Raw genomic sequence first — 1,775 nt, 5'->3', positions numbered from 1 at the left:
CGCAAAACCAAGACCGGCTACTTCTGGGCGTTGGCCCGCGATGACAGACCATGGGCTGGCGGTGTTTGTCAAAGAAGTTGTCCGCCGATTTCATGCGGCGTCTCTGATTTCAGGGGCGCTGGTTTCGGTTTCTGGGTTCAGCCAGACGGGTCCGGCGGGTTGCCAGTTTCGGGTTTTGCCTGACCAGCGCTCCGGATTTTGCGCCCGCGCATTTGCATAGAGACTGGCGCGGCTCGCGAGCGTCCCACGATCATGCCCAGCGTGGCGCTCATTTGGCGTGACGAAGCGGATGGCGCTGTGCAGATGATCATCGTTATACCAACTGGTGAAGGATTTCACCCAAGTCTGCGCATCGGCCTTGGTGGCAAAGCCCTTGGTCGGCCAGTTCAGGCGGTATTTGCAAGTTCTGAACAGGGCTTCGGAGAAGGGGTTGTCATTGCTGACGCGCGGGCGGCTGTAGGACGCCGTAATCCCCAGCTTTTCCATGGTTACTTTCATCGTCGCACCCTTCATAGGGCTGCCATTGTCTGCGTGCAGGACCAGTGGGCGCGTGATGCAGCCCTCTACTAGGACAGCCTGCCGGATCAGATTGGACGCCAGTTCCGCGCTCTCGCGCTCATGCACCTCCCAGCCGACGATCTTGCGGCTGAAGATGTCCACAATCAGATAGAGGTAGAAGAACATGCCTGCGACGGGCCCGGGCATCCAGGTTATGTCCCAGGTCCAGACCTCGCAGGGTGCGCCGGCCTTGTAGCTCGTGGGTGGTTTGCGTCGGACCGGAGGCTTTGCCCGGCCCCGGTGATGCTGTTGCCCATCTGCGCGCAGAATGCGGTAGAAGCTGGATTCCGAGGCCAGATACCGCCCCTGATCAGCCAGTTTTGGCACGATCTGGCTGGGCGGAAGGCTTGCAAACTCCGTTGAATTACAGACATCCAGAACGGCTGCGCGTTCATCCGGGCTCAGCGTGTTGGCTGGTTCAGGGCGCGGCACAAGGGGCCGCCGATCGGGATGAACCTGACCGCCTCTGGTCCAGCGCCGCAGGGTCCGCTCGCTGATCTGCAACTCGAGACAGGCTATGGAGCGACGTGCGCCAGCGGTGACAGCCTCGTTGATCAGCGCGACTGCGGTTTGGCGATATGGGGTGCTGATCATGCGTCCTCTCCGTCCCCCCAGATCGCCTGAGCCTTTTTTCGCAGAACCAGAAGCGCTGCGGTTTCGGCCAGTGCGCGGTCCTTGCGCGCCAGATCCCGTTCCAGCTCCTTGACCCGTTTCTTCTCTTCCTTGGTGGCTTGCCCCACGCGCGCTGTACTGGCGCGGTCCCAATCGTTCGCCTGTTCACACGCTGACCGCCACGCCGCGATCTGCGCGGGATAAAGCCCGCGCTTTCGACAATATTCAGCCAGATCGGCCTCGTTCAGCACCGCCGTTTCCAGCACAGCCGCGAACTTGTCACGCGAAGACCAGCCCTCGGGGCCCGCATCTGCATCGGGCAAAAGTTGCCCCTTGCCGCGCGCCTCAGCACGCCACTTGTGCAGCGTTCCCTCCGAGATCCCTTCTTCCTGCGACAGCTGCCGGATGGCCATGTTGTGTGGCGGCAGCATCCGCTTCAGCACAGCCGCTTTTCGTTCCGGTGAATATCCCACGTCTTCGTCCTATCCCGCCCACCTGAGAAATAGAGGAAAAGTAGAGCAGCGGACAACTTCCCTGACACAGGGGGCTGGCGCGGCTCCGCCCTGCGTAGCCTTCACCTATGCGCCGGGGCGGTCCGGCCAATA

At 61.7% G+C, this 1,775-nt stretch carries 1 protein-coding gene; it reads right to left on the bottom strand.

Features of this window, described 5'->3' with window-relative positions:
* Positions 1 to 90 precede the first annotated feature (90 nt).
* Positions 91 to 1,601 (bottom strand): IS3 family transposase gene (locus tag P775_RS00430; protein ID WP_425439865.1). Its coding sequence is split into 2 segments (ribosomal slippage): positions 91 to 1,175 and positions 1,175 to 1,601, totalling 1,512 coding nucleotides; the frame shifts between segments, so codons are not numbered across the junction.
* Positions 1,602 to 1,775 lie beyond the last annotated feature (174 nt).

Origin of the sequence: Puniceibacterium antarcticum, assembly GCF_002760615.1 — a bacterium.
Lineage (GTDB): Bacteria > Pseudomonadota > Alphaproteobacteria > Rhodobacterales > Rhodobacteraceae > Puniceibacterium > Puniceibacterium antarcticum.
The sequence above is the reverse complement of the archived record's forward strand: the minus strand, read 5'-3'. Positions and strand labels throughout refer to the sequence as shown.